The sequence below is a fragment of the Undibacterium sp. SXout7W genome, from assembly GCF_049339385.1.
Lineage (GTDB): Bacteria > Pseudomonadota > Gammaproteobacteria > Burkholderiales > Burkholderiaceae_D > Undibacterium.
This window is the reverse complement of the sequence record NZ_JBMPPF010000001.1, coordinates 308,912-334,112: the sequence shown is the minus strand read 5'-3', so window position 1 is coordinate 334,112 and position 25,201 is coordinate 308,912. Positions and strand designations below refer to the sequence as shown.

Sequence of the window (25,201 nt, the reverse complement as noted above, 5' to 3'; positions counted from 1 at the left end):
GGTGACAAAGGTAGTAGGCGCCTGTATGTTGCCGGTGCAGTGGTGGTACAACTGCTACTTATACGTCACCGAAGCGACTTTGCATGAGCTGGAAGCTGCCTGATGCAATCCCTTTGATCGTACCGATTGAGGGGAGCGAATGAGTGTATGGAATGATGCAGCCTCACGATGAGGCTTCCTATAAGAGTATTTGCAAGATTCAACGCACCGCAGCGTCGCGCTTATCGCACCGTCGCAGCGCTGAGTCTTGTACACCGTTTTATTTCTTTTTACTACCAAGGCGGCTTTCTTTACCATTGATCAGGTTGCCAATATTCTGGCGATGGCGATAAATCAATAAAGCACTCATCACAAATACTGCCAGTAATTTGATATCCGGACCAAACAACAGCCCGTAATAAAACGGTGCAAAAATGGCGGCGATCAATGCGGCCAATGACGAGTAGCGAAACGCAAACGCGACAGCGAGCCAGGTCACCATCGTACCGATACCGAGCCAGAGATTAAGACCCAACAGAACTCCGGCGGCAGTCGCCACGCCTTTCCCGCCAACGAATTTAAAAAAGATTGGCCATAAATGTCCAAGGAAAACAGCAATCGCGACCAGTGCAACTGCACCGTCATCAAGCTGTAATTGGGGAGCAAAATGCATCACCAGCCAAACAGCGAGCCAACCTTTAAACGCGTCACCGATCAGCGTCAGCACTGCCGCCTTTTTATTCCCACTCCGCAATACATTCGTTGCCCCGGGATTTTTGGAACCGTAAGTGCGGGGATCGGCAATGCCAAACAGTTTGCTGACCACTACTGCAAACGACAATGAACCCAGCAGATAGGCAATGACGCCCGCCAAAATTGTAATCATGGATATCCTGAAAATGCTTAAAAATAAAAAATACTCAGCGGGAGTATATTTTAATGTCGTTTAAATAAAAGAGAGAAATACGCCATTTCTTAGCATACTCCCTCTGATTCTAGTTATATGTGCTGCTATCTCTGCCTATTCATCCAGCGCACACTCTACCGGACGTGCCTGCAGCAAAGTGGTCAATAGTGCCGGAGCAATCCCGACAAGATAACCACGTCGGCCACCATTGATATAGATTTTAGGAAGATCAAGTATGCTGCGCTCCACATACACTGGCATAGCTTTACGGGTTCCAAACGGCGACGTGCCGCCAACCAGAAAACCAGAATGTTTTTGCGCCACTTCCGGCTTGCATGGCTCTACCGATTTGCAGCCGATCTGGCGCGCCAGATTTTTTGTGGAGACCTTGCAATCACCGTGCATCAGGACGATCAGTGGTTTTGCAGCCTCATCCTGCATGACGAGTGTTTTAACCACGTCGTGTTCGTTGACGCCAAGTTCCCGCGCTGAAACAGCAGTGCCGCCATGCTCTTCGTAAGCATAGGGATGTTCTGTAAATTCCGCCTTATGCTTGCGCAACAACTGCGTGGCCTGCGTTTCGGACACATGTTCTTTCTTTGCCAAGTCTATCCTCGCTATGAAAACATTCACAATAGGTGTGAATTATATCCTGTGTATATCCTGTGATTTTTCATCCAAGGTCAACAAACGCGACAGAGGTAATGATGGCGGCAACAATGGCCGCTGATTGACAAGCTGCCGACCACCAATTGCGGTTCATACAGCGAATCCACACCGACACCATCTTCATTCAGATTCTTAGTAATGCCCTTAGTAAGGTAATTAGTAATGGTTAGCCACATCTGCTACTTCTGAACACCTCTGGCAAGTTGCAATCGTGTGCGACGGGATATTGCCCCACTAATTATGAAAACTATTTTTCATAATTAGTGGGGCAAATGCAACAAAATATCCCATTCACTGTAACAAACTGTTTCATCTTCCTACATTATTTTGCATAATGGATTGCCAATTCGAAAAGTACACCCTGTTTTTCGGATGTCCGGCCTCTCCGTCTCATTGCATCCATCCGAGGTTCGTATGCTCGTTACCAGCCTTCCATAAAAAATGAAAAGCAGTTGCGACGCATTAAAATATAAGGAAAATAAGAATGAAATTTAAAGAAAAAGCAGTTGTTCAGTCTGTACGGCTGGCATTAGGAGTATTCACAGGTACCTTGTTATTGACTGGGTTGGCACAGGCTCAGGAAGCAACTGACGCTGTGCAAAAAGTAGAAATTACTGGCTCCAGTATCAAGCGTATTTACAAAGAAGGCGCATTGCCTGTACAACAACTGACCAAAGAAGCGATTGCCCGTACTGGTGCAACAACGGTCGCGGACCTGATCCAGAAATTGCCTGCCATGCAGGGTTTTTCGTCGACCACCACTGCTGTCGGTACTAATTCCGGTGGTAACGTCAGTGCCTCCATTCACAACATCGGCGACGCATACACACTGGTACTGCTGAATGGCCGCCGTGTAGCACCTCAAGGTTCTGGCAGTGCGGTCAATCTGAACGCCATTCCTATGAGTGCAGTGGAGCGTGTCGAGATTCTGACAGACGGCGCTTCTGCGATCTATGGTTCTGATGCCATTGCCGGTGTCGTCAATTTTATTCTGAAGAAAAACGAACAAGGCGGCACGATTGAAGCCGGTTACAGCTATCCACAAGAAGGTGGCGCTCAGTCTTACAATGCCAGCCTGACCTATGGTTTCGGTAATTTTGAACAAGACCGTTTTAATGTTCTGGCCAGCTATCGTCACGATGACCAGCAGCAATTAAAAGCGACTGACCGCGATTTCGCGAAAACAGCTTATCTGCCATTCACCCGTAATGGCACCAATTATATTTTTGACCGTACCAGCGGCTCCACTGCACCTGCAAACGTGTCTGTCGCATTTAACGGTTTAGCCGGTATTACCTTCAATCCTTATCTGAAGAAAAACGGTTCTTGCCCGACGCAACATTTTGTCAGCCTGAATAACCCTGCAACTTGTGCCTATGACTTTGCTACCGCCCTGGAAATCATTCCGGTCGCCAAACGCGACAGTCTGTTTACAACGGCCCGCTTCAAACTCAATAACGAATGGACGTTGTTCTCCGACATCGCTTTGTCCCGTTATGATCTGATCGCACGTATTGCACCAAATCCTGTACCAGTGACGGTAGACAAAACCTCCGGCTACTATAGAGACAATGTCCTGCCTTACCTGACACCAGAACAGGCTGCTGCCGTGAAATCCGTATCTGCCAGCTACCGTATGGCTGACTGGGGAACACGTGACAGCAATACCATCACTGACTCCAAACATTTTGTTGCTGGTGCTGATGGTGAAGTCGCTGGCTGGTCTTTGAATACAGCGTTCACTTACTCCAAAAATGCGATTGATGAAAAATATGTCGGTGGCTATGTTCTGGACAAACAATTCCGCGACATGCTGGCATCACGCTCGTTTGACCCGTTCGCACCAATGGGACAACAAACAGCCGCAACACAACAGTTGATCAAGAGCTCACTGTTCAATGGCTCTATCCGTACTGCATCCACAACACTCAAAGGCGTTGATGCACGTGCTTCTAAGGAAGTATTTGCCTTGCCAGGTGGTAATGCCAGCGTAGGTGTGGGTGCCGACTATCGCCAATATGCCTACGTACAGACACCATCTGATGCCGCCAAAAACGGTATGGTGTACAACCTTGCCACACCACCAGCGTATGACATGACGCGCTCTGCATACGGCGTGTTTACCGAGTTGCTGGCGCCAGTGACGGACAAAGTAGAACTGAGCGCAGCGGCACGTTACGATCAGTACACCTCCATTGACAATGGCATCAACAACACTAAAGTTGGCGAAGGCAAGAGCGCTGCGACATATAAATTGTCGATCCGCTATCAGCCTACCCATTCACTGCTGTTGCGCGCGTCTGCCGGTACTGGTTTCAAAGCCCCGTCCATGCTTGACATTGCTCAACCGTTGGTCTCTGCTGGTGTCACTAATCAATGGCCATGCCCTATTCCTAGCGCCGATCTGTGCAAACCAGGCGTTGCACAGTATGACCGTCTGACAGGTGGTAACGACAAACTGAAACCAGAAAAATCGACACAATTCTCGATTGGTTTCCGTCTCGAACCAAGTGCTGATTTCTCTATCGGTATGGATCTGTGGGATGTTCAGATGAAAGATCAGATCTCGTCCATCAGCCAACAGCTGGCGTTCGGTGATCCAGTCAAATACCGTGATCTGTTCACTGTCTCCAAAGAAGTCGCCACCGGCAACTCTTACTGGGCGTATAAGGATTTGTCCGTAAATATCGGCCGCTCCCATAACCGTGGTATCGACTGGGATATGACGGGTCGCACCAAACTGGGTTTCGGTACGCTGACAGGTGTTCTGAGTGGTACTTACATGATGAAATCTGACTTCACCAAGCCAGGTTCTGACAGTGAGTGGGATACCGATCTGGGCAAATTTGGCATTTTCAACAATGTAGGCTTCCGTAACATCATTACGGCAACTGCAACGCTGGAAACCGGTGCATTCACGAACTCACTGAGCCTCAACTATCGTTCCGGTTACCTCGATGCAGAAGCGACTGCTCGCAATTTAACGACAGGTAAAGACGAAACCTTCCGTATGCAGGTTCCATCTTATACAACGTTTGACTGGCAAGGTCGTTACAACTACAGCAAAGCAGTAGAACTGCGCGCTGGTATTAAAAACCTGTTTAACACCACACCACCAATGTCCCTGCGCTCCGCAGGCGGTGGTCAGCATGTTGGCTACGATCCACGCTACACAGATTCTCTGCTGCGTACGATCTATGTCACAGGTAAATACAAGTTCTGATTCAGGTAGCGATGGCTGAAAAAAGAGCCGCCATCTCGTACTGACCAGTAAAAATCCCGCCGGAGCAATCCGGCGGGATTTTTTTTCATACCTGACAAAAAGCGATGTGCAACGCTAATCGACTCCATTGAACGTGGATGCAAAACTGCGTTGACAGCTAACTTACACTGTACTCAGACTGCACTTAAACCGATAGACGCTGAATAGCCAGAGTGATTTTACGTATCACGCCAAGCGCGCCCTGATGCTCAGCAATTTCCAGCCCTTGCCTTAAGGCCTGCAATGCTTCGCTCACCTGCCCCTGTTGAACAAGACACATACTGTACAAACGCAATAAGTCCGCATGACAGTAGTAATCTTCATACACATCAATATCGCGTATGCTTTGCTCCAACAATGCTTGCGCCTGTTCCCAGCAGCCAAGATGCACCAGCGTGTCTGACAGCACCCAGCGCGCGGTGGTGGTACCAGCCCGATAGGCGTCCCTGAGGCTTTCAGCAGCATCGAGTGCAGGACGCGGGTCTGTCAACTGCTGCTTGCGGGCCTGAGCGGAAAGATAAAACAGGCTATTCATGCTTTGCCACAAAGGAAAACCAAATTGCGTTCCGAGCTGCACACCCTCCGCTGCCAATAAGGCAGAGTCATCGGAGCGCTCATCAGTCCAGCACACACCGGCAGCAAAAGTCAGCATGAAACATAGAGCATGACTTTTTTTCCGGTCGCGTGCAATCGCAATACTTTCCTGCATCAGCGTCTGTGTGGCAGTATCACCGAGAAACCAGTTATTCCAGCTGAGAAAAGCACGAATCAGTACTTCCATGTCTTCCCGCCAGTAGCGCTGCCGCTCATCTGCGGAGAGCCGTCCGGCAATCTGAACGCCTTCCTGCTGATAATGCAGGGCATCGACAAAACAACCGCGCCAGAACAATGAATTGCCCAGTGCAAAGCACGCCATCAGGCGCTTTGCGGGTGTATCCGCACGCTCCTCCAACCGACGCGCAATCATCAGGCCATCATTTTTACCCTGCGAACTACCGCCCATATACAAGCCACTGAGTGCTTGAAACAGTGCCTCATTTTGTGCTTCATTTAATGACGTTTGCTGGTTCAGCGCATCACATACAGCCAGAAATTGTCGATGCCCAAGTTCTGACCCATAACCCTGACACAACAAAGCCGCACTGCCGACCGACAAACGCAAAGCAATGACGTGCTCATGCATCGGATGAGAGGACGTTGGAGCAATATCCAGCGCAATGTCGAGTGCCCGCTGGAAGTGATGTAGCGCATCCATTGCGAACTCATTACGCAAAGCCAGCTCGCCACTGTGTGACCACCATTGCAGCGCTTGTGGCCATATCGCCGCCTGATCAAAATGATGCGCAATTTCTGTTGGTACAGCGCTGCCATCGGACACCAGATATTCAGCAACACGCTGATGCGTTGAGCGCCGCTGTTCTGGTGGCAAACTCTGGTAGGCGGCATCGCTGATCAGCGCATGCGAGAAATGGTAATAGCCATCATGCTTACCCGACTGTATCAGACGATACGCCACAGCCAGCTGCAACGTCGCCTGAACCTCCTGCCCGGGCAACAGTATCTGCAACATTGGCAAACGAAAATGCATGCCGATCACAGCTGCTACCTGGATAATATTTTTGAACGGACCAAGACGATCCAGTTCCCGCTGCAACAGTTCTTTGACAGGCACCAGATGATGACTTGCATCGTCCAGCAGGCTGCGGGTCAGGCGTTCGATAAACAAAGGAATACCGCCACAGTCATTGGCAATACTCACGTATTGCTCCTCGGATAGTTGATGATACACGTCGCACATGGCAACCATCTTTACGGCATTACCGACAGGTAGCGGCGATAATTCTATTGTCGCTGGCGCCGCACCAGCGTATTCAAGTACAGACTCAGGACGCGTTGTGACCAGCAGCAGCAAACGTTGCGAGTCAAAATTACCGGCATATCTGGCCAGCAACTCGCGTGTTGCGAAGTCCGACCAATGCATATCATCAATCACGATCAAACATGGCTGATTACGGCAGAAAGCATCCAGCAACCAACTGATGGCATTGAACAAGAGATTTTTGTTGTCTGCTTCTGTCGTCACCAAAGAAGAATCAAACAGCGACATCAATGTATGCAGCAACGCGGGGTCGATATCAACGCCTGGTAAATAGGAGCGCAGGCAGGCAGCTATTTTTTGCATACCCTGTCCGACAGCGCTATTGGCAGATATTCCAAATAATTCAGCCAAAGCACGTCGCACAGGTGCCAACGACTGATGCTGGTATTCCAGTGTGCAATACATACGCAACACCGTATGTCCGGGCAGATCCAGCATTTGCGACAACTCGGATGCCAGGCGTGTTTTGCCGATACCGGCATCACCTTTCAGAATCAACCATTGTGGCTGGCCTGCCCTGGCAAGTTGCCAGTGCTGCATCAAGGCGGCCACTTCTTCCGCACGACCAACCAGAGCGCAAGCCTGTAATGCCTCCGGTACTTGCAATACGGCTGCCAGCGCGTAGGTATTAAGCGGTCCGTCTGGCACAGTATCAAATGCTATCTGCCCTGCACTACGGTCCACAATCATCTGGTCGACCTGTAGCTGACCTGCCTGACCATGCCAGCATAGCTGCTGCGCACGCCGTGGCAAAGGACCGGGGAAATGCTGTTCATCAGCTCGGCATTCCACATGTCCGGCACACAAACCTATCCGCAAATACGAACGCGCCTGATCCATGTGAAGGATGTCCTGCGCAGCATAAATACTGCGCAACACCGCTTGCTCGGGTTCAGATTGCAAACCAAAAACAGCATGAAACCCTTGCCCCAGCGTGGCAAGGCAGCTTCCTCCCCAACGTCGGATATGCTCTTCTGCCTGCGATAACATGGATGCCATCAGTGCCCATGTCGTCACATCCTGAATCCCGGCATCCTTCGCCTGTGGCTCAAACTCGACGTACATGATTGTCAGCCAGCGAATTTCAGGGACGGACTGCAATGATCGCGGAACGCTCGCCACAGACTGAGAAACTGCCTCTGAAGGACGCGAAAGCAAAGCCCGGGTGCTGGAGGAAGCACGGGTTCCAAAGGCAGACAGTAGCTGTTGATCCAGCGAATTGAGAACGAAATCAGCACGTTTGATATCACCACAGGCGAGCAATAGTTGTATCAGTGTTGCCGCCGCATGCTCGTTCAGAGCATCCTGTTCCCACAACTGGTTTGCTACCAGGACCGCAGAGGCAATGCGACCGGCTTGTTCCTGCTCACGGCACAATCGCGATAACAGACTATGCCAGCGTTCCCGCAACTGTCGGCGTGTCAATTCCAGCCAATGACGTAATTCTGTATTGGGGCCCAGCTCTGCTCTGGCGAGAAAATCCTGATTCAGATGATGTAATTGTGGCTCCAGTTCTTTTGTCAGCCATCCTTTGAACGCGGCACTGACATCATCGATATTCCACTCGTTGAACAGTAGAGCAATGTCCAGCTTCACCTGTGGATGTGGCATAAAAATAATACTGTCACGTTTTCCCTGAATGACAGGAGCGCCAGCTGCATCATTAATGACTTTGGCCAGATTACTGAGTACCTGCCGCAAATTGGTCAATGCCGCTTCTGTGCGCAAATCCGGCCATAACAAATCAGCCAGTTGCTCACGCGCTATCCAGCGCCCGCTGGATACGGCAAGGCATGCCAGCAAGTAAATGCCCTTGCGATATTTAATCTGACGGGAAATATCAACACCATTACAGCTCAGCTGAAACAGGCCTAGTAAAGAAATGGCTAAATGCGGTGTGGGCATGACTCAGTATTGACTCGGTATTGACTCTGGCACATCCTCAACCACGTGGATGATGTTGGGCATGTAACTGTTTTAAACGTTCCTTGGCAACATGCGTATAAATTTGCGTAGTAGAAATATCCGCATGTCCGAGCAGCAATTGTACTACCCGCAAGTCAGCTCCGTGATTGAGCAAATGGGTGGCAAATGCATGACGCAAGGTATGCGGTGACAACTGAGCGCCGATACCCGCCTGTAAAGCATATTTCTTGATTATGACCCAGAACATTTGCCGGGTCATGGCGCCGCCACGCGCCGTCACAAACAAGGCATCATCAAGCTGTGAGCCCAGGATTTCTGCCCTCGCCTCGCGCAGATAACGCTCCAGCCATTGGCGGGCAATTTCGCCAAAAGGAATCAGGCGGGTTTTATCCCCTTTGCCTGTCACACGTAAAACACCTTCATTCAATCCCACATCCAGCGAGCCTAATTGCACCAACTCAGTGACACGCAAGCCGCATGCATACAACAGTTCCAGCATCGTTTTATCACGCAAACCCAGTGGCGTATTCACGTCCGGCGAGGACAACAGCGCTTCCACCTGCGTCTCACTCAAGGTTTTGGGAATCCGTACTGATGCTTTGGCAGATTTGATCCGCTCACAGGGGTTTTGCGATATCTGCTGACGCTGACAAGCCATCAGATAAAAACGCTTTAATACACTGAGGCGACGATTGGCTGAGCTACTCTTGGAATCAGCGTGTCTGGCTGCGATATAGTCACTGATATCCTGATGAGCTACCTGTAACAGATGCATGGAGGATCGGGCATGCCACCATTGAGCAAACAAGCGCATATCGCGCCGATACGCTTCAATGGTGTTTTTTGCAAGACCATCTTCCAGCCATAAAGTGTCACAAAATTGATCAATCTGAGAAAGCAATGCTTCCGGCAACGGAGTGGATACTTCTTTCAACAAAGACTTCTTCACGCGCTCACACCCTCACACCTTTGCGCACAAGACGCTTCCTGCATTGCCGACATACTCAGGCACACCTTCGTGTCCCAGTAACCATCGTTTGACACCAAGATGAAACCCGGTTTCATCATCATGATGTGCGAAGCCGCCCAAGCCTCCTGCCGCAGTAACACGATGGCAAGGAATCAACAACGGATACCAGTTGGCGCCGCAGGCTTGACCGACGGCACGCGGCGCAGAACGGAGATGTTTGGCGATTTGTCCGTAAGTCAGCACCTGGCCACGGGGAATTGAAGAAATTGCTTGCCAGACCCTGCGCTGAAAGTCCGTACCGACAGGTTTAACCGGAAGATGAAATGGCGCATCTGGATCGTTAAAATAACGCTCAAGCTGCTCCGCTGCAGCGTTGCTGACACTATCCTGCGGGGATTTTTCTGGAAAACGAGGAGGAAGATAAACCAATTCAGATATCAAGCTACCTTCTGTCCGGATACCCACTGCACCAAACGGTGCATGGACAATCGCAGAAAATATCGCCGATTCACTGCTGCTCATGATTTCCCTTATAAATGCATTATGTCTGTCACTAAATACTTGCCATTAATAACACAAAAACAAAGAAAAAAGGCGCATCATCTGATGCGCCTTTAAAACATCTTTCGCGTTTTCGGCTGTTTAGTCTCTATGTTTATCACAGTAACTCAGCTTGTAATAAAAACGCGCGTCTCCTCAGTGTGTACGGTATCAATACCGTTTTTTCTCACTACCGCCTTTTATCTCGTGTCGTGCAAAAAACTGAACTGACAGGAATATAGCATGAGCTGAAACAGCTTACAAATCCAATATGTGCAAAAAAGGTGCACTGTTGCATATATGTACAAGATGCTCATTTTAATAAAAAATGTGCTAAGCAATACCAATTTTAATTTTGCCATTAAAGAAAATGCCGTATTTCCTTGAGGGGAATACGGCATTTTCAAAAAATACAACTGTCTATCTAGCTCATATTAACCATGCTACTTATAAATCAGATTAGGTAGCCACATCGTGATCTGGGGAACATAAGTCACAATTAACAAAAAGCCTATCATCGTCAACAACCATGGCATCACGGCGATCGTTAACTCGGTAATACCCATTTTGGTAATGCCTGAAGCGACATATAAATTCAGACCGACAGGTGGATGACACATGCCAACTTCCATATTCACCACCATGATGATGCCAAAATGCACAGGATCAATTCCCAGTTTCATCGCTACCGGAAACAGAATCGGCGCCATGATCAGCACGATGGAAGAAGGTTCCATCACATTACCAGCAAGCAATAACAAAATATTGACGACCAACAGAAAACTGATCACGCCAAAGCCTTTGTCCATAATCCAGCCAGCCATCGCCTGTGGAATATTTTCGCTGGTCATCAAGAATGAGAACAGTACCGCATTCGTGATGATGTACAACAGCATGGCGGACATGGACGCAGAATCGAGTAAAACTTTCGGCACTTTCTTCAGCGTCATGTCTTTGTAGACAAACACTGCGATGATAAAGGCATAGACTGCTGATACTGCCGCCGCTTCAGTGGGTGTGAACATACCGGTATAAATACCGCCCATCACAATCACAATCAATAGCAATCCCCAGGCACTCTTCTTGAAAGCGGCTAACCGCTCTCCCCAGCTTGCTTTTGGCATGCGTGGGTAATTATGTTTTTTTGCCAGTACCCAGGTTGTCAATCCCAACAAAAATGCCAGCACCAGACCTGGTACCACGCCAGCCATAAACAACTGACCAACGGAAGTATTCGTCGAAACGGAATACATCACCATCACAATCGACGGCGGAATCAAAATCCCCAGCGCACCTGAGGTGGTGATCACGCCAGCACCAAATCCCTTTGGATACCCCTGCTTGACCATCGCCGGCAAAATAATAGAGCCGATCGCCACAACGGTGGCGGGTGATGAACCCGATACGGCAGCAAACAAAGCACAGGCCATCACACCAGCAAGCGCCAGACCACCATGCCAATGCCCCACCATCGACACTGCAAAATTAATCATACGGCGGGCAACACCACCATGCGTCAGGAAATTACCCGCCAGAATGAAAAATGGAATCGCCATGATTTCGAATTTTTCTATGCCAGTAAACAACTTCAATGCAACTGACTCAATCGGCACCTGCGTCATGGTAAAAAGAAAAGTCAGGACGGTCAGGCCAAGAGAAATAGAAATCGGCATGCCTGTCAGCATTAATGTCAGCAACAAGATAAAGATAATGGCGGCGTTCATGCTTTTACCTCCTCTTCGAGTCCGTCCACATGGGAGTGATCATGCTTAGGCAATTCACCTGTCTTGATAAAATTCCACGCCACCTGCAGAAAACGGAAACACATCAGGTAAGATCCCAGTGGTATTGCCATATAAACCCACCACATTGGGATTTCCATATCGGCGGACGTCTGATCTGTATGAGCAATTTCCCAGACAAAACTCCCGCCCAGAGTACCGACAATACCTGTAAATAAGGCCCCTGCAAGCAAGCCCAGCACCACAAACTGATGGCGTCGCTTTGGCTGAAGTTTGTTGATCAGCACATCGACGCCAACGTGAATACCAGTACGGACACCATAGGCAGCACCAAATTTTGCCATCCAGACAAACATATAGATGGTCAGCTCCTGCGCCCAGCTGGTATTCATTTTCAGCAAAGCATCCTGAACGTAGGGAATGTCAAATCCGGAAAGATAGCGATGGACTACGGCGGTAAAGGTGACAAGCGTCGCCAGTGCCATCAGAGTCGCAATCAGCCACTCTTCCAGATGGTCTAGAAATTTCATAAAAGTCTCCTGTGGTACTCGTTGAGCCAAACAGACAAACTGCACGATGCTTGCGTTGCCAGCGCATACCAACATCTTGCCAATATTTGCCGCCGCCTCGTCATCAGATCACGTTACTTTGCGAACTGATGACAAACCGACGTCGAATCTATAACAAATCTATGACAAAGACATTGCAACCGTACTGCGATCTTCTGATGATCGCGACAGACAACAAGGGTGTGTATGACAAAACAACATGTTCTGTCATACACCACAGTAAAGTTGATCTATTGGCTGAGAGTGATTATTTTTGTTTTATTTTGTGCCGAGTTTGGCAGCTTCTTTATTGACATTGGCAATCAGGTCTTTGCCGATGCGGTTTTCCATTTCTTTCTGAACTGGCAGCAAGGCTTTGCGCCATTCTGCTTTTTCTTTATCGTTCAGTACATAAATCGTGGTTTTGCTAGATTTTTTGACAGCTTCCAGCGCATTATCATTTTCTTGCTGTGCAATGGCGTTCGCATATTTGGTCGCGGCTTTCATGGCACCATCCAATTCGCCACGAATGTCTGCAGGCAGGCCATCCCAGAATTTCTTATTCACGATGACGGCATATCCAAGATAACCATGATTCGTCACAGTGACATGCTTCTGCACTTCGTGCATTTTTTGCGTGTACAGATTGGATGGTGGATTTTCAGTGCCATCAACGACACCAGTCTGCAACGCCTGATATACCTCAGAAAATGCCAGCACTTGCGGATTGGCACCCAGCGCGCGCATTTGTGCATCCAGTACTTTGGAAGACTGTATGCGCAGCTTCTGACCTTTCATGTCTGCAGGAACATGCATAGGCTTATTAGATGACATGACTTTAAAACCGTTATCCCAAAAACTGAGCCCAGTAATGCCTTTACTCTCAAGTTTTTTCAATAAATCCTTACCGATCTGCCCTTCTGTCACGCTATACAGGACATCTTTTGAAGGAAAAATATAAGGCAAGTCAAATACTTCAAATTCTTTCACGCCCAGTGGACCGAACTTGGCAAGCGAAGGCGCGAGCATCTGTACCGCCCCCAATTGCAGAGCCTCTAGTTCTTCTTTATCTTTATACAGAATACTGTTCGGATACAACTCAACCTTGACGCGTCCCTTGGTCGCTTTTTCGGCCAGTTCTTTGAATCGTTCAGCCGCTTTGCCTTTAGGCGTATCGCTGGCAACAACATGGCTGAATTTAATGATAATAGGTGCTTGTGCAAATGCAGCACCGCTGACGACAGCACTCGCCATCATGGCGAACAGCATGGATTTGATTTTCATCGTTGTCTCTCACTTTTTATAAAATTTTTTTCATTCTGCATAGCAAGTACCCCACCGGCAATTGTGGAAAACCACTAGCAACAGATGTCGCAGACGTTAACTACTACCCTCAAGTATACTGGTAGTATGAGACATTTATACAAGACACAGGCTTGGCCCAATCAAAAATGGCGCTGGATTTTGCCCATTTTGTTGGTCTCGCTGTTTTTGGCGACGCTGATCTGGCTCCCTTGGCAAGCGCAGAGAATGGAAGCCAATGAACGTCAGGAACAGCTGATTGCCGATACTTTATGGGTAGAACAGGCGATTCAGTTCCAGCTCAACCGTAATGATGAAATGCTGCGGCAGATAGGCAGTGAAATGATGAGCCTGCATCTGTCTGTTGATACGGTGCGCGAGCGCTTCCGTACTCTCATCAAAAATAATCACGAAATTTACAGCATCCTCTGGCTCGACAGCCGCGATGCCATGATCGCCGCCAGTCCGGAGCTGCCTCAATTATCAAAAAACGTCTTATCCATCCAGCACTCCGCCTCTGGCGCGGTTGATTTCGATAGCAAAACACGCTGCTTCAGTCCCATGCTGGAAGCTGATTCGAAGAATATGTATCTGCTGCGATGCCAGATTCCGCTGTTTCAGGAAAACCGCTACACCGGCAGCATTGTCGTCATTTATCGCACAGCAGGCATACTTGATGAACTGGTTCCGTGGTGGTTTGCGCAGGAAAACCAGATTATGCTGATCGACAATGACGAAAAAATGTATGCCAACCGTGCAGCTGGTGGTATCGGGAAAAATGTCTACACGCATAATCGCACTCTGGATTTACCAGGGCTGCAACTGATCTTGCGCACCAACAGCAATAAAAGCGAGCCTAAGCTGCTGTCGAATCTGCTGGTACTGACAGTTATCCTACTCTCGCTGGGATTAATCTGGAGTTTGCTGGCATTGTGGCGCGATATCAGCCGACGACTCGCTGCCGAGGGTGCGCTGCGCCAGCAAGTCACCTTCCGTACGGCGATGGAAAACTCGCTGGTCACCGGTTTGCGAGCGCGCGACATGGAAGGACGCTTGACGTATGTGAATCCGGCGTTTAGCCGTATGGTCGGTTATCCGGCAGAAGAGATTATCGGACGACTGCCCCCCATGCCTTACTGGGCGCCGGAAGCGATACAGGAATATCAGGGACGCTTCACTCAACTACTCGCAGGGACTGTGCCGTCAGAAGGTTTTGAAACGATATATCAGCATGCCAGCGGGCAAAGAATTCCGGTGCTGATCTACGAATCACCGCTCATTAATGAGCATGGTTTACAAACCGGCTGGATGAGTTCGATTCTGGATATTTCTGAGCTCAAACGTGCTCAGGAGCTGACCCGGCGTCAGGAAGAAAAACTCAATGCCAGCGCCCATCTGGCGTCCATGGGAGAAATCGCCTCAATGCTGGCGCATGAGCTGAATCAGCCACTGGCTGCCATTTCCAGCTATACCACCGGGGCAATCAACCTGATCAAGGCTGGTGACATCAATCCGGAACTGCTGCAAAGCGCGCTGGAAAAAGCCAATACACAGGCACAACGCGCAGGCCACATCATCCGCAGCGTGCATGAATTTGTCAAAAAGAGAGAGCCGACCCGGCATTCAGTCGGCATTCCTGATCTGATCGCCAGCGTCATGCCACTGGTTGAAATGCAGGCACAGGCGGGACATATTAACCTTCAATGGGATCTGGCCCCGGCGCTGCCACCGGTGCTGGCAGACAAAATTCTGTTGGAGCAAGTCTTACTGAATCTGACTCGCAATGCCATTGAAGCAATGCAACAGACTCCACCTGAAAAACGCATCCTGCGCGTGCGCACGAGCGCAGACAGTGCGCAGAATCTGGTCGTCGTGGAAGTCATCGATCAGGGACATGGTATTTCCGATGACGTTGCCAATCAATTATTTTCGCCGTTTTTTTCGACCAAATCGACAGGGATGGGGATGGGACTCAATATCTGCCGTACTGCGATAGAATTTCATGGTGGCAAACTCTCGCATACCGATAATCCCGCCGGTGGTACTATCTTCCGGTTTGCCTTGCCCGCAGCAGATTATAAAAAAAGCCCTGTGGAATAAGATCAGGACTTGCGTCAAATCGCCCCAGCGACCTTATGGCTCCTTGCTTTACAAGCCTGTACCGCCTTCGTCGCCATCCCTTGCCGGGACGATGTTGCGTAACCCTGAAGTTACCTGAGATTACGTTATCTGAACAACTGGAGACCGCATGCTACACATCATTGACGACGAAGAAGTAATCCGGGATGCCCTATCGTGGCTGGCGCGCTCGCGACAGATACCGGCAACGGTATATGACAGTGCAGAAAAATTTCTCGCGGCGCTGGAACGCTCGCTCGCTTTTGATGCGCAGGGTGATTGCCTGCTGCTGGATGTGCGCATGCCCGGCTTAAGCGGCACCAGTTTGTTTGATACCTTAGCCAGCAAGCAATTAACAAAGCGTTTGCCTGTGATTTTTCTGACCGGTCATGGTGATGTACCGATGGCCGTAGATACCTTAAAGCGCGGCGCTTTCGATTTTTTTGAAAAGCCCTTCAATGACAACAGCCTGATGGACAGAGTGCAGGAAGCAATGGCCCAATCAAGAGAAGCCGGCGTTGTGGCCGCCGTTCACGAACGTCTGGCAACCTTGTCGGCCAGAGAAAAAGAAGTGCTGGATTTAATTCTGCTCGGCAAAATGAACAAAGTCATCGCTGATCAGCTCGGTATCAGTATGCGCACAGTCGAGGTACACCGTGCCCATATTTTCGACAAAATGCAGGTCAAGACTGCGGTGGAGCTGGCAGGAATACTCAAATAAAACAAACTGAATGCGTTGTTTCGCCAGTGCCTGAACGCAGATCGTCTAAGACACGGATGGCGCAGATGGCACAGATGAGCGGAATGCCTGGCATCACAGGCAGGCAAACCTCAGTAATACAGCAAGCGCCACTGAGCGCATCAAGAAACCAGAAAATCAACAAAAAAACGGGGGTATATCCGATTTCCCTGCTTTTTGACGATATATTTACAAGCATGTTTTAAAATACACCCCCCAGTATGTCAATACTCACTTTACTCGTTCCCGACTTCATGCTGATCCTGCTCGGCTTTTTACTGGCCCGGCTATCGCATTGGGGTGGGCACTTCTGGGCAGGCGTGGAAAAAATCGTTTACTACATCATGTTCCCTGCATTGCTGTTTTACACCACGGCAAAAACACCATTCGATTTCCACACCACCGGCCGCTTATTGCAGACAGCCCTGATCGCCACTGCCAGCGGCATGGTGCTCGGAGGGCTGGCAAAATATCTGTTCAAGACCGCGCCGCGTATTTTTGAATCCGGTGTGCAAACCGCATTCCGTTTCAACTCTTATATCGCGCTGGCAATTGCGTCCCGACTTGCGGGGGAACAGGGGACAGCGCTGATGGCCTTGCTGATCGGCTTTCTCGTTCCTTTGTGCAATATGGCAGCGGTGTACGCGCTGGCGCATCAAAGCGGTCGGTTACTCAAAGAAATCGCCAGCAATCCGCTGGTCGTAGGAACAGCCAGTGGCGTGTTATTCAGCCTGTTGCAAATTCCATTGCCCGAAGCGGTCGGTGCGACCTTATCCAGATTGGGTAATGCCTCGATTGCGCTGGGCTTGCTGGCGGTGGGTGCTGGCATGAAATTATCTGCGCTGCATGAAAGCAAGGGGATCGCCAGTTATTTCCTGACGATTAAACTCCTGATCCTGCCATTGATCGCGTTGCTGCTGGGGCGCTGGCTGGCGCTGCCCTTGTTACAGTTGCAGATCGCGGTCGTCTTTTGCGCTTTGCCTACGGCGTCCAGTGCTTACGTTCTGGCGGCACGCATGGGCGGCAATGGCCCGTTTGTCGCGTTCCTGATTTCTGCCAGTACCGTATTGTCCGTGCTGACCTTGCCTTTCTGGCTGGCGTTAGTGCATTAACAGGCCAGCTGGCAGAGCGATATCGGTGTTCACGCCGATATCGCTCTGCGAGAGTCTGATATCGCCCGCAAAGTACGAAAGAGCAAAAAAGCACAAAAGGTCAGGCAAACGCTAGCAAGCATGTTGCTCCAGTGCCCACAGCACATGCTCGCGCACGACCTCAGATGAATGTGTCAGCCGGTTTTGTAAGGCCGCCACGATCACAGGGTCACCGCGTAGCTGACTGGCGGCATTCCCAAGACCCACGGCAATATTGCGTAACCAGCTTTCGTGTCCGATACGACGTATCGGGCTCCCCTCCATCATGCGCAAAAATGTTGCCTCATCCCAAGCGAACAAATGCACCATGCGGGCATGATCCAGGCCGTGCCTGACTGCAAAATCATCGACGAGTGCTGGTTGCGCAAATTTGTTCCACGGACAAAACAACTGACAATCGTCGCAACCATAGATGCGATTACCAATCAGCGGACGCAATTCGACGGGAATACTGCCATGCAATTCGATGGTCAGATAAGAAATGCAACGCCGCGCATCGACTTGATACGGCGCCACAATGGCCTTGGTTGGGCAAACGTCGATACACGACGTACATTGACCGCAATGCGCGCCTGTCGGCGTATCGACTGGCAAGGGAATATCCACCAGAATCTCGCCCAGAAAAAACATCGATCCCGCTTCGCGACTCAGTAGCAGTGTGTGTTTGCCACGCCAGCCCAGCCCGGCCTTTTCCGCCAGAGCAACCTCCATTACCGGCGCAGAATCCGTGAATGCGCGATAACCGAATTCTCCTGTGCGCTCCCGGATTTTATCGGCCAGCTGCTGTAAGCGTTGACGCAGCACTTTATGGTAATCGCGTCCTCTGGCATATAAAGAAATAACGGCAGTATCCGCCGCATGCTGACGCTCCGCCGTACGCCAATCAGGGTCTTCAGGCAGATAACTCATGCGTGCCGAAATCACGCGCACCGTTCCCGGCACCAGTTCGGCAGGACGGCTGCGCTTAGTTCCATGCGCTGCCATATACTGCATCTCACCATGATAACCAGCATCCAGCCACGCCTGCAGCCCGGCTTCTGCATGGGACAAATCCACATCCGTCATACGCACCTCAGCAAAGCCAAGCTCCCTGCCCCAGATTTTTATCTGTGCCGCTAACGCCACCAACGCATCGTCAGTGAGCCGAGGCGGTGGGGAAACAGGAGAGTTTTTCTGTGGCTCTGCGGCATTCACGCCAGCCTCCGGTGTAAATACACAAGGAAAGAGCAATATGCTATGTTAGACAAATTCATGAATGAAGAGTAAGCAGGAAATGTCACATTATAAAACCACACTGGCCAATGAGGCGGCAACACTGGCGCTGGGCAAATGTCTGGCCCATGCCTTACAACCTGGCCTGAGTATTTTTTTGCACGGCGACCTCGGTGCGGGTAAAACTGCGCTGACGCGCGCCATGATTCATGCTGCCGGCCATAGCGGCCATGTCAAAAGCCCGACTTATACGCTGGTGGAGCCCTACCTGATCCGCTTACAGGAGCGTAACGTCAATATCATGCATTTTGACCTGTATCGCATGAGCAGTGCTGAAGAATTTCTGGATGCCGGCTTTCGTGAAGAATTTAACGAACACAATATCTGTATCGTCGAATGGCCAGAAAAAGCCGACGGCGTATTACCAACGCCGGATCTGAATATATTTTTGCGCGTCGCCGGTGACGGTCGTGAGGTAGAATTGCACGCGTTGTCCGACAAAGGTATCGCATGTCTCGCACTACTCCAGTTTGCCCCCAATCTTTAACTCCGGTCGCCAGATCGGGGAAACGTCGCACGCTGCTCAAAGCGGGCGGTACCCTGCTGCTTTCCGTCTTTACACCGGCCATATCACATGCGGCGCAGATCATGGCTGTCCGTGTCTGGCCGGCAGAGGATTACACACGGGTGACGCTGGAAAACGACAGCGAGCTACGTACCAATCACTTCACGGTCAAGAATCCTGAACGTCTGGTGGTGGATATTGAAGGGCTGGAACTCAATCCAACGCTCAAGGAACTGGTCGCCAAGATACAGTCCAATGATCCGTATATCAAACAAGTCAGGGTAGGACAAAATCGTCCGAATGTCGTGCGCCTGGTGTTTGATCTGAAAGAAGAAGTCAGTCCGCAGGTATTTACGCTGAAGCCAATAGGCAATTACAAGCACCGTCTGGTATTTGATTTGTATCCGGCCAATCCTGTCGACCCGCTGACCACCCTGATAGAAAAAGGCGAATGGCACACCGATACGCCGCTCGCTCAGGTTGCACCAACCACGCCACAATTGAGGCCAGAAATACGACCAGAGACCAGAGCGGATATCAAGGACACAAAACCGGATACCAGATCCGAAGCCCGTCCCGATCCCAGGGCAGAAGAGAAATCACTGGCCCGGGCAGAAGCTGCTATGGCAGATAAACCCACCGATAAATTTGCAGACAAGTCCGCAGATAGATCCACAGATAAGCCACCGGTCATGACGCGGATGATCACCATCGCCATTGATCCGGGGCATGGCGGTGAAGATCCCGGCGCGCTGGGTCGTGGAGGCAGTCGTGAAAAAGATGTGGTGCTGTCGATTGCGCGACGTCTGAAAGCAAAAATAGAACAACAACCCAATATGCGTGTCATGTTGACCCGGGATGGCGATTATTTTGTGCCGCTGAACGTGCGCGTACAAAAAGCCCGTGCGGTGCAGGCTGATTTGTTTATGTCGGTTCACGCTGACGCTTTTGTCAACGCCAGTGCGCGTGGTTCATCCGTATTTATTTTGTCCGACAAAGGCGCCAGTTCCACAGCCGCACGCTGGCTGGCGGATAAAGAAAATGCTGCCGATCTGATTGGTGGTGTGAATATCAAAACACACGACCGGCAACTCGCCAGTGTTTTACTCGATTTGTCCACCACTGCGCAAATTAATGACAGCATGAAACTCGGTAAGGTCGTGCTGAATGAAATCAGCGGTATCAACAAGCTGCATAAGGGGTCTGTCGAGCAGGCCGGTTTTGCTGTGTTGAAAGCACCGGATATTCCCAGCATCCTGATCGAAACTGCATTTATTTCTAATCCGGAAGAAGAAGCAAAACTGACCGATGATGCCTATCAGGATCAGATGGCAGATGCAGTCATGAAGGGGATTAAAAAATACTTCTCCAAAAATCCGCCGCTGGCAAAAAACCGCCTGACCTGAGCAATGCATGACATGTGGCATCGGCAGCCGCCAGCGTCAGGAAGGACCAGGCTCGCTGGATGGAGCAATAGCAACTTCGGCATCAGAATCACAACCTATACCGGCAGCAATCCATCTGTTGATCATCTGGCTGAAGCGGTACTGCCACGCCAAAGGTAGCCAGCGCAGATAGTAGGCTGGCTGTATCAACATGCCACATTGATAACGCATGTGATCGGCATTCCAGATCAGCGCGCGACAGGCTCCACGGTATTGCCATAAAAAAACCCTGGCCACCGGACAGGGTTCTGCTGCACAACAGACACCACAACCATTGCAAGACTGTCCCAACTCCGGCTTCATCGGCGCCTGTGGATGCAGCCAGATGGTTTTCGTGGAAGACACAGGCCAGCCTTCGTGATTAAGCGGATTTGCGCGGCTTCTTAAAAATTTTCCAGAGGCCACCCAGCACCACTGGTACCACCGCAGCGCCAACACCGATCAGAACGATGGCATTCAGATGATCGCGTACCAAAGGAATATTCCCAAAGAAATAACCGCTCAATACAATGCTGAGAACCCACAGTAAAGCACCGACCACGTTGTACACCTGAAAAGTACGGTGCGTCATGTCGGAAATACCGGCAACAAACGGCGCAAAAGTTCTGACCAAAGGAATAAATCGTGCCAGTACAACGGTTTTACCGCCATGTTTTTCATAAAAAGCATGGGTCTTTTGCAATGCGCCTTTGTCCAGCCATTTACAATCACGTTCCAGTACCTTGTGACCGATCATACTGCCAATCCAGTAATTGACGGAATTGCCGGTAACCGATGCCACGATCAATAACAAAATCAAGAACGCCGGATTCATCGCACCAGTCGCACTGAAAGCGCCGGCGATAAACAACAGGGAGTCGCCCGGTAAAAAAGGAAGAATGACGAATGCTGTTTCACAAAAAACAATCGCAAACAATACAAAATAGACCAACGTACCGTATTGCGTAATCACTGCGCCCAACATTTTGTCGACATGCAAAATCATATCGAGGAGTTGCATCAAGTCCATTATCGTCCCAATGAGATAAACCGCCGCAATCATACACTAAGCCACTGCCTGCACAAGTCGGCACAGGTATAATCTTGCGATGAACCCGAATGCACCTACTTTTCGCCCCATACAGGCATTGCCTGATCATCTGATTTCCCAGATCGCCGCTGGCGAAGTTGTGGAACGCCCCTCGGCCGTTGTCAAGGAAGTGCTGGAAAATGCGCTTGATGCCGGAGCCAGCAACATCAGTATCCGCCTTGAAGAAGGCGGGATGAAGCGCATCGCCATCAATGACAATGGTCGAGGCATACCACCGGAACAGCTACCGCTTGCCGTTGCGCGCCATGCGACCTCTAAAATCGCTTCGCTGACGGAACTGGAAAATGTCGCTACGCTGGGTTTTCGCGGCGAAGCACTGGCATCCATCGCATCGGTATCCTTGCTGACACTGACCAGCCGTAGTGCCGATATGCCTCATGCGTGGCAAATTGAAAACGGCAAAGTATCCCCAGCTTCCGGTGCTCAGGGCACCACGGTTGATGTGCAAGACTTGTACTACAACACACCAGCCCGCCGTAAATTCTTAAAGTCGCAACAAACTGAATTTGGTCACTGTGCAGAAGTGGTGCGTCGTATCGCACTGGCACGTCCGGATGTCGCGTTTTCACTCACACATAATGGCAAAGCTGTTGATCACTGGAACATCAGCGCCATTGATAAACGCAGCGCACAAATCCTCGGCGACGCATTCTCATCCGCGCGCTTACCACTGGATGAAAACGCTGGTCCCTTGCGTCTGCATGGTTTTGCCGGCTTACCAACGGCATCAAAAGCCAGAGCAGACGCGCAGTATTTTTATGTGAATGGTCGCTTCGTCCGCGACAAACTGCTGACCCACGCCGTCAGAGCGGCTTATCAGGATGTATTACACGGAGATCGTTATCCATCCTACGTGCTGGCGCTCGATCTTGATCCGGCACTGGTCGATGTGAATGTGCATCCCTCCAAAATTGAAGTCCGCTTCCGCGACAGCAGGGCTGTTCATCAGTTTGTTTTTCATGCTGTCAGCCGTGTACTGGCGCAGACATCCGCCACCGCATTCGGTACCGTTCCTGCGCCAGCGACTGCTGCCTCCGCTACAAACTTTTCTGCCGGAAAGCCCATGCCGTGGATCAGTGGCGAACAGGCGTCGTTTTCCACACAGTTCGCCACACCGGCGCTGTATGACAACGCTCCTCAAAATACTACCGATAGTGGTTTAACTCATCTACCTATCGTTAACCCTTATACCAACGCGTTCAAGCAACCGACCGCAGCAGGCGTTGCTCAAAGTCTGCAAAACTACGGCGCCATGTTTCGCGAGACAACGACAGCAGGCTATCCCGCCACGCCGCACGCTGCCACGCCCTTGCCCGATGATGAGCACCCGCTCGGTTTTGCGTTAGCGCAGTTACATGGGGTTTATGTGCTGGCACAAAACAGCAAAGGCCTGGTACTGGTGGACATGCATGCGGCACATGAACGCATATTGTATGAACAACTGAAAAACGCACTGGACGACAACAGCATTCCGGTACAACCAATGCTGATTCCAGTCACGTTTTATGCCGACGCAATCGAAGTGGGTACAGTCGAAGAACATCAGGATGTCTTGCAGACTCTGGGGTTTGACATGACGGCCATCTCGCCGACCACGCTCGCAGTACGCGCCGTACCTGCCTTGCTCAAAAACGCAGACGCGCAATCGCTGGCGCGTGATGTTCTGCGTGAAATCAGAGAGTTTGGCGGCTCACGGGTACTGATTGATCGACGCAATGAGTTGCTGGGCACACTGGCCTGCCATACCGCAGTCCGTGCCAACCGCAGCCTGACAGTACCGGAAATGAATGCCTTATTAAGACAAATGGAACACACCGAGCGCGCCGATCAGTGCAACCACGGCCGTCCGACCTGGGTGCAACTTGGGCTGAATGACCTCGACAAAATGTTCCTGCGTGGGCAATAAACATGACAACAACTTCACCGTCTGTTGACTCCGCTTTTTCCGCAGAATCAACAACGACAAGCCAGCATACAGAACAATACCGAATGAACCATCAAGTCATTGCCATCATGGGGCCGACCGCCTCTGGCAAAACAGCCGCAGCACTAGAAATCGCCCGCCATTTCCCAGCAGAAATCATTTCCGTGGATTCCGCCCTCGTCTATCGTGGCATGGACATAGGCACAGCCAAGCCCAGTGCGGCAGAACTGGCTGCCGTCCCCCATCACCTGATCGACATCATCTCTCCGGCGCAATCGTACTCAGTGGCACAATTTCGCAAAGATACTGCGCGACTGGTCGAAGACATCCAGTCCAGAGGTAAATTACCGCTGTTGGCCGGCGGTACCATGATGTATTTCAAAGCACTGATGAACGGACTGGATGACTTGCCTGGCGCCGATCCTGCCATCCGTTCAGAATTGGATGCAGAAGCAGCTCGGATTGGCGTTCCCGGCTTGCATGCCAGACTAGCGATACTCGACCCGGAAACCGCCGCTCGCCTGAAGCCCAACGACAGCCAGCGCATACAACGCGCACTGGAAGTCATCACCCTGACGGGTCAACCCATGTCAGCGCTATTGGCAAAACAAACACCCACCGCTCCAGCATTTGACATGCTATCCATCTCGCTGGAACCCTCAGACCGCAGTGTCTTGCATGCTCGCATCGCCAAACGCTTTGATCTGATGCTGGATCAGGGTTTCATGGATGAAGTCCGCTGGCTGAAACAACAACCTGACTTACACGCCGATTTACCCTCTATTCGCTGCGTAGGCTATCGCCAGGCATGGGATTATCTCGATCAGCGCTGCAGCTATGAAGAGATGCGCGAACTCGGCATCATCGCCACACGCCAACTGGCAAAACGCCAACTGACCTGGCTACGCTCCATGCCAGACCGCATCATCATCGATTGCCTGCAATCAGATGCAACAACGAAAATCCTTGAAATTGTCAGAAACAACCAGCAACAACATTGATATTTCATTTTCAAATAAACAACATCAAGCCTTCCGCAAGAAGCAAATTTCTTCAAAGAACCTGCGCTTAAGCATTGACAGAAAAAAAGTAAGCTGACATAATCTCAGGCTTCTTGGTGATATAGCTCAGTTGGTTAGAGCACAGCACTCATAATGCTGGGGTCGGTGGTTCAAGTCCACCTATCACCACCAGATTAGCGTTCAAAGAGCTTCTTTAACGTCTTAAAACCCG

The 25,201-nt window shown here is 50.5% G+C and carries 19 protein-coding genes and 1 tRNA gene; 9 read left to right on the top strand and 11 right to left on the bottom strand.

Going from position 1 to position 25,201, the window contains the following annotated elements; all coding sequences use genetic code 11:
• Positions 1–259: 259 nt before the first annotated feature.
• Together plsY and ybaK are read right to left on the bottom strand one after the other, a co-directional pair.
• The gene (plsY, locus tag ACO0LB_RS01470; protein ID WP_423045756.1) at positions 260–865 is read right to left on the bottom strand and encodes a glycerol-3-phosphate 1-O-acyltransferase PlsY; all 606 of its coding nucleotides are present in this window, start codon (positions 863–865) and stop codon (positions 260–262) included.
• 135 nt (positions 866–1,000) lie between these two features.
• Positions 1,001–1,492, bottom strand: coding sequence for a Cys-tRNA(Pro) deacylase (ybaK, locus tag ACO0LB_RS01465; RefSeq protein WP_423045754.1), 492 nt, complete (start codon positions 1,490–1,492; stop codon positions 1,001–1,003).
• A gap of 547 nt (positions 1,493–2,039) precedes the next feature.
• On the opposite strand from ybaK, the gene ACO0LB_RS01460 reads away from it, so the two are divergent.
• Positions 2,040–4,778: a TonB-dependent receptor gene (locus ACO0LB_RS01460; protein WP_423045752.1), complete on the top strand. Its 2,739-nt coding sequence runs from the start codon at positions 2,040–2,042 to the stop codon at positions 4,776–4,778.
• A 184-nt stretch (positions 4,779–4,962) separates the two neighbouring features.
• Here the strand turns inward: ACO0LB_RS01460 and ACO0LB_RS01455 are convergent, their stop codons facing one another.
• From ACO0LB_RS01455 to ACO0LB_RS01430, 6 genes are all read right to left on the bottom strand, one after another.
• On the bottom strand, positions 4,963–8,601 hold the full coding sequence (locus tag ACO0LB_RS01455; protein ID WP_423045750.1) for an AAA family ATPase: 3,639 nt from the start codon (positions 8,599–8,601) through the stop codon (positions 4,963–4,965).
• Between the two features lie 37 nt (positions 8,602–8,638).
• Complete coding sequence (gene xerD / locus ACO0LB_RS01450) at positions 8,639–9,571, bottom strand: site-specific tyrosine recombinase XerD (protein WP_423045748.1); 933 nt, start codon at positions 9,569–9,571, stop codon at positions 8,639–8,641.
• A gap of 12 nt (positions 9,572–9,583) precedes the next feature.
• Positions 9,584–10,114, bottom strand: coding sequence for a methylated-DNA--[protein]-cysteine S-methyltransferase (locus tag ACO0LB_RS01445; RefSeq protein WP_423045746.1), 531 nt, complete (start codon positions 10,112–10,114; stop codon positions 9,584–9,586).
• Positions 10,115–10,575: 461 nt separating this feature from the next.
• Positions 10,576–11,856 (bottom strand): TRAP transporter large permease, encoded by a 1,281-nt coding sequence (locus ACO0LB_RS01440; RefSeq protein WP_423045744.1) that lies wholly within the window; start codon positions 11,854–11,856, stop codon positions 10,576–10,578.
• The gene (locus tag ACO0LB_RS01435) at positions 11,853–12,404 is read right to left on the bottom strand and encodes a TRAP transporter small permease (RefSeq protein WP_423045742.1); all 552 of its coding nucleotides are present in this window, start codon (positions 12,402–12,404) and stop codon (positions 11,853–11,855) included. Before ACO0LB_RS01435 ends, ACO0LB_RS01440 begins: the two co-directional genes overlap by 4 nt.
• 297 nt (positions 12,405–12,701) lie before the next feature.
• The gene (locus tag ACO0LB_RS01430; protein WP_423045740.1) at positions 12,702–13,706 is read right to left on the bottom strand and encodes a TRAP transporter substrate-binding protein; all 1,005 of its coding nucleotides are present in this window, start codon (positions 13,704–13,706) and stop codon (positions 12,702–12,704) included.
• Between the two features lie 126 nt (positions 13,707–13,832).
• Between ACO0LB_RS01430 and ACO0LB_RS01425 the strand changes: the two genes are divergently transcribed.
• The 3 genes from ACO0LB_RS01425 (at position 13,833) to ACO0LB_RS01415 (ending at position 17,693) form a co-directional block, all read left to right on the top strand.
• Positions 13,833–15,824, top strand: coding sequence for a sensor histidine kinase (locus ACO0LB_RS01425; RefSeq protein WP_423045738.1), 1,992 nt, complete (start codon positions 13,833–13,835; stop codon positions 15,822–15,824).
• A 148-nt stretch (positions 15,825–15,972) separates the two neighbouring features.
• Positions 15,973–16,563: a response regulator transcription factor gene (locus ACO0LB_RS01420; RefSeq protein WP_423045736.1), complete on the top strand. Its 591-nt coding sequence runs from the start codon at positions 15,973–15,975 to the stop codon at positions 16,561–16,563.
• 239 nt (positions 16,564–16,802) lie between these two features.
• Complete coding sequence (locus ACO0LB_RS01415; RefSeq protein ID WP_423045734.1) at positions 16,803–17,693, top strand: AEC family transporter; 891 nt, start codon at positions 16,803–16,805, stop codon at positions 17,691–17,693.
• 111 nt (positions 17,694–17,804) lie between these two features.
• Here the strand turns inward: ACO0LB_RS01415 and queG are convergent, their stop codons facing one another.
• A complete protein-coding gene (queG, locus tag ACO0LB_RS01410; protein ID WP_423045732.1) occupies positions 17,805–18,926 on the bottom strand; it encodes a tRNA epoxyqueuosine(34) reductase QueG in 1,122 nt (373 codons plus the stop codon).
• Between the two features lie 79 nt (positions 18,927–19,005).
• Between queG and tsaE the strand changes: the two genes are divergently transcribed.
• Both tsaE and ACO0LB_RS01400 read left to right on the top strand, forming a co-directional pair.
• On the top strand, positions 19,006–19,491 hold the full coding sequence (gene tsaE, locus ACO0LB_RS01405; protein WP_423045730.1) for a tRNA (adenosine(37)-N6)-threonylcarbamoyltransferase complex ATPase subunit type 1 TsaE: 486 nt from the start codon (positions 19,006–19,008) through the stop codon (positions 19,489–19,491).
• Positions 19,455–20,915: an N-acetylmuramoyl-L-alanine amidase gene (locus ACO0LB_RS01400; RefSeq protein ID WP_423045728.1), complete on the top strand. Its 1,461-nt coding sequence runs from the start codon at positions 19,455–19,457 to the stop codon at positions 20,913–20,915. The genes tsaE and ACO0LB_RS01400 overlap by 37 nt, the downstream gene beginning before the upstream one ends.
• A 36-nt stretch (positions 20,916–20,951) precedes the next feature.
• On the opposite strand, the gene ACO0LB_RS01395 is transcribed toward ACO0LB_RS01400, so the two are convergent.
• Both ACO0LB_RS01395 and ACO0LB_RS01390 read right to left on the bottom strand, forming a co-directional pair.
• Positions 20,952–21,299 (bottom strand): hypothetical protein, encoded by a 348-nt coding sequence (locus tag ACO0LB_RS01395; protein ID WP_423045726.1) that lies wholly within the window; start codon positions 21,297–21,299, stop codon positions 20,952–20,954.
• 16 nt (positions 21,300–21,315) lie between these two features.
• Positions 21,316–21,963 (bottom strand): VTT domain-containing protein, encoded by a 648-nt coding sequence (locus tag ACO0LB_RS01390; RefSeq protein WP_423045724.1) that lies wholly within the window; start codon positions 21,961–21,963, stop codon positions 21,316–21,318.
• Positions 21,964–22,042: 79 nt separating this feature from the next.
• Between ACO0LB_RS01390 and mutL the strand changes: the two genes are divergently transcribed.
• The 3 genes from mutL (at position 22,043) to ACO0LB_RS01375 (ending at position 25,161) form a co-directional block, all read left to right on the top strand.
• A complete protein-coding gene (mutL, locus tag ACO0LB_RS01385; protein ID WP_423045722.1) occupies positions 22,043–23,950 on the top strand; it encodes a DNA mismatch repair endonuclease MutL in 1,908 nt (635 codons plus the stop codon).
• Positions 23,951–24,033: 83 nt separating this feature from the next.
• The gene (miaA, locus tag ACO0LB_RS01380) at positions 24,034–24,969 is read left to right on the top strand and encodes a tRNA (adenosine(37)-N6)-dimethylallyltransferase MiaA (RefSeq protein ID WP_423046128.1); all 936 of its coding nucleotides are present in this window, start codon (positions 24,034–24,036) and stop codon (positions 24,967–24,969) included.
• Between the two features lie 115 nt (positions 24,970–25,084).
• A tRNA-Met gene (locus ACO0LB_RS01375) sits at positions 25,085–25,161 on the top strand.
• The last annotated feature ends 40 nt before the right edge of the window (positions 25,162–25,201 follow it).